General features: G+C 70.6%; 4 protein-coding genes and 1 pseudogene. 2 read left to right on the top strand and 3 right to left on the bottom strand.

Annotation, left to right across the window (positions count from 1 at the left end):
• Both PUT80_RS23775 and PUT80_RS23770 read right to left on the bottom strand, forming a co-directional pair.
• Nucleotides 1-166, bottom strand: a pseudogene (locus tag PUT80_RS23775) (4-hydroxy-3-methylbut-2-en-1-yl diphosphate synthase); the annotation flags it as partial.
• A complete protein-coding gene (locus PUT80_RS23770; protein WP_275293493.1) occupies nt 163-1,923 on the bottom strand; it encodes a 1-deoxy-D-xylulose-5-phosphate synthase in 1,761 nt (586 codons plus the stop codon). The gene PUT80_RS23770 and the pseudogene PUT80_RS23775, both read right to left, overlap by 4 nt.
• A 217-nt stretch (nt 1,924-2,140) precedes the next feature.
• Between PUT80_RS23770 and PUT80_RS23765 the strand changes: the two genes are divergently transcribed.
• Both PUT80_RS23765 and PUT80_RS23760 read left to right on the top strand, forming a co-directional pair.
• On the top strand, nt 2,141-3,178 hold the full coding sequence (locus PUT80_RS23765) for a polyprenyl synthetase family protein (RefSeq protein WP_275293492.1): 1,038 nt from the start codon (nt 2,141-2,143) through the stop codon (nt 3,176-3,178).
• Nucleotides 3,169-5,640, top strand: a complete 2,472-nt coding sequence (locus tag PUT80_RS23760; RefSeq protein ID WP_275293491.1) for a UbiA family prenyltransferase — start codon at nt 3,169-3,171, stop codon at nt 5,638-5,640. Before PUT80_RS23765 ends, PUT80_RS23760 begins: the two co-directional genes overlap by 10 nt.
• Nucleotides 5,641-5,905: 265 nt before the next feature.
• On the opposite strand, the gene PUT80_RS23755 is transcribed toward PUT80_RS23760, so the two are convergent.
• Nucleotides 5,906-6,457 (bottom strand): hypothetical protein, encoded by a 552-nt coding sequence (locus PUT80_RS23755; protein ID WP_275293490.1) that lies wholly within the window; start codon nt 6,455-6,457, stop codon nt 5,906-5,908.
• Nucleotides 6,458-6,488: the final 31 nt, after the last annotated feature.

Below are 6,488 nucleotides of genomic sequence, written 5' to 3'. Positions count from 1 at the left end.
GCTGCAGGGTGGCGTTGACGTCGGAGGTCAGCGTCGTGGTCATCGACTGCACCGAGATCGGGTGGTCGCTGCCGACCCCCACCGACCCCACCATCAGCTGGCGGGTCTTGCGACGCTCGGCGAGAACAGGAGCAGGCAAACCCGGCATGCCCAACGCGACGGTCACTCGGACAGTCCTTTCTCGACAGTGCGGCGGGACGCCTCGGCAATGGTATCCGCGGTGAGCCCCAGCGCGGTCAGCAGCCGCGCCCGTTTGGCGGGTTCGAGGAACTGCTGGGGAATCCCCAGCCCGGTCACCGGAACATCCGAACCGGCGTCCTGAAGCGCTTGCGCCAGCAGGGTTCCCGGCCCGCCTGCGCGTCCGCAGTCCGCGGCCACCACGACCGCGCGGTGCGCCCGCGCCAGCGCGACCAGCGCGTCGGGCACCGGCTGGATCCAGCGCGGATCCGCCACGGTCGCGCCGATGCCCATCTCGGCCAGCCGCGCCCCGGCCGCCACCGCGGGCCCGGCGAGCGGGCCGATGCCGACCACCAGCACGTCCTCCCGGCATCCGCGGCTGAGCACGTCGACCGGCCCGTGCCGTTCGATCGCCTCGATGTCCGGACCCACCGCGCCCTTCGGGAACCGCACGACGGTCGGCGCGTCCGCCACCTCGATCGCCTCCCGCAGCTGGGTGCGCAGCTGCGCGGCGTCCCGGGGAGCGGCCACCCGGAGACCGGGAACCGCTTGCAGCAGCGACAGATCCCACATGCCGTTGTGGCTCGGCCCGTCGTCGCCGGTGAGTCCCGCGCGGTCCAGCACGAAAGTCACGCCGGCGCCGTGCAGGGCGACGTCCATCAGCACCTGGTCGAAACAGCGGTTCAGGAACGTGGCATACACCGCCACTACGGGATGCAGGCCGCCGTAGGCCAGCCCGGCCGCGGCCGCCGCCGCGTGCTGCTCCGCGATCCCGACGTCGAAGCACCGGCCGGGGTACTGCTCGGCGAAGGGAGCGAGCCCAGTCGGGCCCTGCATGGCCGCGGTGATGGCGACGACGTCCTCGCGTTCGTTGCCCACCTTGATCATTTCGTCGCTGAACACCGAGGTCCACGACGGCGGTCCGGCGGGGGCCGTCCCGGTTCCGGGGTCGAACGGGCCGATCGCGTGGTGCCGGTCGACCGGGTCCTTTTCGGACGGTGCGTACCCGGCGCCCTTGCGGGTCACGCAATGCACCACCACCGGCCGGTTCCGGGCGCGGGCGTCCCGCAGTGCGGTTTCCAGCGCGGCGATGTCGTGCCCGTCCGCCGGGCCGAGATAGTCCATGCCCAGCGCGGAGAAAACGCCGCCGTCGCCGGGATCGCGCCGCAGCGCCGCGAGATGACGGCCGAGCCCGCCGACGGTCGGGTCGTACGCGCGGCCGTTGTCGTTCAGCACCACCACGACCGGCCGCTGGGCGCCGGCGATGTTGTTGAGCGCTTCCCAGGCCATGCCTCCGGTCAGCGCGCCGTCGCCGACCACGGCGACCACCGCGCGATCGGAGACCTGCCGCACCTCGTAGGCCCTGGCGAGCCCGTCCGCCCAGGAAAGCGCGGCGGACGCGTGGGAATTCTCGAGGACGTCGTGGCCGGATTCGCGGCGGCTCGGATAGCCGGACAGCCCGCCCTCGCCCCGCAGCCCGGCGAACCCGTCCTGGCGGCCGGTGAGGATTTTGTGCACGTAGCACTGGTGCCCGACGTCCCACAGCAGCGTGTCGCACGGCGAATCGAAAACCCGGTGCAGGGCGAGGGTGAGCTCGACGACCCCGAGATTGGGCCCGAGGTGCCCGCCGGTCCGGGCGACCGCGGAGACCAGGAACCCGCGGATTTCTTCGGCGAGCGCGCCGAGTTCTGTTCCGGACAGCCCGTCGAGATCGCGCGGTCCCCGAATTCTCTCCAGCAAAGCCATGCGTCGTCCTCCTCGAGACGACCGGCAACGTACGGCGCCTTCCGGGCGGGCGACAAGGCGCCGGAGAGCGCCGCTCAACGTTTCCGCAACACCGTTCCGGCCGGGCTGTTGAAGCCTTGTTGACCCCGTATTGAGGACGGGCCCGAGGCCTTGTCCGCGGGCGCGCGGGCTCCCTACCGTCGGCAGGCACGGGGGAAAACGTCGGAATGGGACGGTCATGGAAAGCACATACAGCACCGGGAAACGGGATTTCGGCACGGCCATCCTGGACCGTTCCGACCGCATCGATCACCTGGTTTCGCTGGTCGGCAAACACCTCGAGAACAGCTGGGACGCCGAGGGCGCGCAGCTCGCCCGGATCTGCCACTACGCGTTGGTGCCCGGCGGGAAACTGTTCCGGCCGCTGCTGCTGCTCGAATCGGCGGGCGCGGTCGGCGCGGACGTCGAACAGGTGGTGCCCGCGGCGGCCGGCGCGGAAGCGGGCCACGTGGCGAGCCTCATCCACGACGACATCATCGACGGCGACGCGATGCGCCGCGGCCGCCCGTCGGTGCACGCCGCCTACGGCCGCGACGACGCGATCGTGGCCGGCGACGCGCTGATCTTCTATTTGTTCGCCGCGCTCGGAGAATGCGGCGAACGCGGGGTGCCGGACGAACGCGTCGCGCGCGCGATGACCGCGGTGGCCGCGGCCGGGATCGACCTGTGCCGCGGGCAGAGCATGGAAGCCGAACTGTGCGAGGGCTACGTCTGCGACGTTCCGTCCTATTTGGAAATGATCCGGCTGAAGACGTCGGCGTTGTTCCGCGCGGCCTGCGCCAGCGGCGCGATCCTCGGCGGCGGGCCGCCGGAATGGTGCACCGCGCTCGCCAGCTACGGCGAACTTCTCGGCTCGGCCTTCCAGATCCACGACGACCTGCTCGCCTACACGAGCGACGGCGACGCCATGGGCAAAGCCGTCACCAGCGACATCGCCAACCAGCGGCTGACCCTGCCGTTCCTGCTCGCGCGCGAACTCGGCGGCGAGGCGGTGTCCGCGGAACTCGACCGCCAGCTGCGCGGCACCGGCGACCCGGCCGCACGCCTGGCCGCGGTTTCCGCACTGGTGCGCGAAGCGGGCGGAGTCGACGCGGCTGCCGACGCCGCCCGCGGATATGCCGTGCGCGCAACCGAAGTCCTCGAGGTGCTGCCCAGCACGCCGAGCAAGGAAACGCTGTCCTACTTCGCACAGGCGACTGTGAACCGATGCGGCTGAAAGAGATCCTCTTCGCGCACGTCGAAACGTGGCGGCCGTACACCGCTTGTTACGTCGGCCTCGTGGGATTGGCCGGTGCCGCACTGGCTGATCCGGCCGCGTCGCCGCTGCGGTTGCTGTGCGCCTGGGCGGTGCCGACGATCGGCTGGCTGGCCGGACTGTACGGCGGCGACTACTTCGACCGGAACCTGGACGCCACCGCGAAACCGCATCGGCCCATCCCGTCCGGCCGGATGCGCCCCGGCACCGCGCTGGGCATGCTGATCGGGCTCACCGCGGCCGGCGGGATCATCGGGCTCGCGGTGAACTGGCGGACGATCGGCCTCGTCCTGGTCGCCTTGCTGCTCGGCATCGCGTACAGCAGTTTCTTCAAAGGCCGCGGATTGGCCGGAAACGCGGTGCGCGGCCTCATTTCGGCGTTCGCCTGCCTGTTCGGGGCGATGACCGTAGCCGACCTCCCTCCGGCTACGGTCATCCCTCTGGCAGCTGCGTTCTGGTTGCACGACACGGGATCCAACCTGGTCGGTGCCCTGCGCGACGTGGACGGCGACCGCGAAGGCGGCTACGCGACGCTGCCGGTCCGCCACGGGCTGACCGTCGGCGTGCGGGTGGCCACCGGCACGATCCTGGTCGCTTATCTGTGCGCGGTCGCCCAGTTCGTGGTCTCGTCCGCGACTGTCGCCGCACTCGTCGTGTTCGCCTTGTCCACCGCAGCCGCGGTGGCCGCCCTCGCTCCATTGTGGACTCAGGAAGTGACCCGCCTGCGGGCTTATCGGGCGCATACCGTGCTGGTGCTCGAACGGGTCCTGCTGGCAGGCGCGTTCGTGACGCTGGGCTGCGGCCTCGTGGTCGGCGTCCCGATCACCGCGGTCGCGCTGGTCTGTGCGTGGGGGAGTCAGCGGCTCCTGCGTGCCCGGCACGAACTGGGCAATGATAAGTCCACTGTGGATGCCGGAGCGGTTCTGTCCTTCGTGGACCAGCAGCTGGCCGGATTGGCCGCCCGCGAGACCGGATTGCGGGCACTGAACGGCTGGGCGCGGCTGATCGAGGTGCGACTGTCCGAACCGGACTTGGCGATTGTCTTGTGCACCGCGGACAACGCCGTACGACGGCTCTCCGCCGACGAGCCCGAGCCGGAACTGCCCCGGCTGACGATCACCACCACCGGCGCGGTCTTCGCGGCGATCTTCCTGGACGGAACCAGCAATCCCCGCCGCGCCTACCTGACCCGCGCGTTGCGGATGGACGCGCCCGCCCGCGACATGATGCTGCTCAACCAGCTGTTCAACGAATTCCGCGGACCGCGCGGCCGAGCCACCGCGGTGCCGCGCGAACCGCTGCGCACCGGGCAGCTGCCGGAGCGAGTGGTCGTCAGCGACACCACGCTGCGCGACGGCGAGCAGATGCCCGGGGTGGCGTTCCGCCCGGACCAGAAACTGGAACTGGCCCGGCGGCTGGCGGCGTTGGGCGTGCCGATGATCGAAGCGGGCTTCCCAGTGGTGTCGGAAGAGGAGAGCGCCGCGATCCGCGCCATCGTGGCCGCCGAACTGGACACTGTCATCCAGGTGATCGCCCGCCCCGCCGACGCGGACGTGGACGCCGCGCTGCACACCGGCGCGCACAGCGTCGCGGTCTTCATCGGCACGTCCGAATCGCACTTGCGGCACAAACTGCGCATCGACGTGGACGAGTTGAAACGTCGGGTGGACCGCGCGGTGCGCCGGGTCAAGGCGGCCGGACGGCAGGCGGTATTCGCCGCCGAAGACGCCACCCGCACCGACCCTGACATCCTCGCCGCGGTGTACGAGGCAGCCGCGGACGCCGGTGCGGATGCCCTGGGCCTCGCAGACACCGCCGGCATCGCGCAGCCGTGGACGATGCGGGAGCTGGTCGAACGGGTCGGCGAGAGCTGCCCGTTGCCGCTGGCCGTGCACTGTCACAACGACCTTGGCCTGGCCACCGCGAACTCGCTGGCGGGTTTGCTCGGCGGCGCGTCCGGGGTGCAGTGCTCGGTGCTGGGCATCGGCGAACGGGCCGGGAACGCCCCGCTGGAACAGGTCGTCATGGCACTGGAAGCCGCGATGGGGCACTCGACCGGCCTCGACCTCCCGCTGCTGGAACCGCTGGCGCGGCACGTCGCCGGGCTCATCGGCGATCGCGTGCCCGCGTACGCTCCCGTCGTCGGCGCGCACGCGTTCGTGCACGAAAGCGGCCTCCACGTGGACGGAATCTCCCGCGATCCCAGCACTTACGAGCCGTACCCGCCGGAACTGGTGGGCAGGCAGCGCCGGATCGTGCTGGGCAAGCACTCCGGCCGCTCGGCCGTGACGGCGGTCGCCGCCGAACGCGGCCTGACGGTCGAACCCGCGGACATCGACGCGGTGCTGACAGAACTCAAACGCGGCGCGGTAGGCACGGACCGGGTAGCCGAACTGCTGACCCGCGCCCGCCCCGTTGCCTGAGGCACCTGAGCCTCGCCGCCGATGCGAACGTACGTGAGGGGAACCCTGACGGAACCAGATTCCGTCAGGGTTCCCCTCACGTACGTTCACCGGGAGCGAGGCCGCTTACCGCAGCCGCTGAGAAAACCCCAATGTGGCATTGGGTGCACCCCACGCACCGAACGCCACATTGGGGTGCATCTGACGCACCCAATGCCACATTGGGGTGCACCGTGCGGTCCCGGACATTCCTTGCCAGGGCGCGACACCCTGACTGCCATCCGTCTCAGCCAGCGTGCCCGACCCGGTCGGAAGCCTGGCCCTTCTTGGCGTTCTTCTTCGGCGACAGACTCAGGTTGAGCCCCATCCGGCGGGCGCGGGGGAGGACCACCGAGGCCTCGCCGAGGAAGGTCAGGCCGAGCAGGATGCCCACCATGTCGGTGCCGCCCGCGATGTCCGCGTGCCAGTGCTGGGCCAGCAGGACCATGCCGACGCGCAGCGGGATCAGCGAAAGCCAGATGGTCACGGTGAGCCAGTTGTACTTCTGGTGCGGGAGGCCGTCGTGCTCGTAGAGCCGGATGGTGGCGCCGCGGCCGAGGCCCTCGCCGTACGCCGCGAGCACGAAGACGCCCAGCAGCTCCCAGTCCAGCGCGGTCGCCTTCGTGACATCGCCGGCAGCCATGTAGATGCCGACGGCGAAGCAGACCACCGGAAGGACCAGCAGCCGTTTCGTGGACATCGGCGTGCCGCGCAGCCGGCGGATGATCGACCAGACGATGTAGGCGCCGCCGGCCACGAGGGCCACGATGTTCGAGATTTCGTCCAACGTCTTCCACATCGCGCAATCCGTTCCTCGGGGTCGGCCCCAC

Source organism: Amycolatopsis sp. La24 (genome assembly GCF_029087445.1).
Classification (GTDB): Bacteria; Actinomycetota; Actinomycetes; order Mycobacteriales; family Pseudonocardiaceae; genus Amycolatopsis; species Amycolatopsis nivea.
Note: the sequence above shows the minus strand (reverse complement) of the source record. Positions and strands in the feature narration are given on the sequence as shown.

Excerpts from the sequence above, each read along its gene's own strand:
- PUT80_RS23770 (WP_275293493.1), bottom strand. The coding sequence starts at position 1,923 with ATGGCTTTGCTGGAGAGAATTCGGGGACCGCGCGATCTCGACGGGCTG.
- PUT80_RS23765 (WP_275293492.1), top strand. The coding sequence starts at position 2,141 with ATGGAAAGCACATACAGCACCGGGAAACGGGATTTCGGCACGGCCATC.
- PUT80_RS23760 (WP_275293491.1), top strand. The coding sequence starts at position 3,169 with ATGCGGCTGAAAGAGATCCTCTTCGCGCACGTCGAAACGTGGCGGCCG.
- PUT80_RS23755 (WP_275293490.1), bottom strand. The coding sequence starts at position 6,457 with ATGTGGAAGACGTTGGACGAAATCTCGAACATCGTGGCCCTCGTGGCC.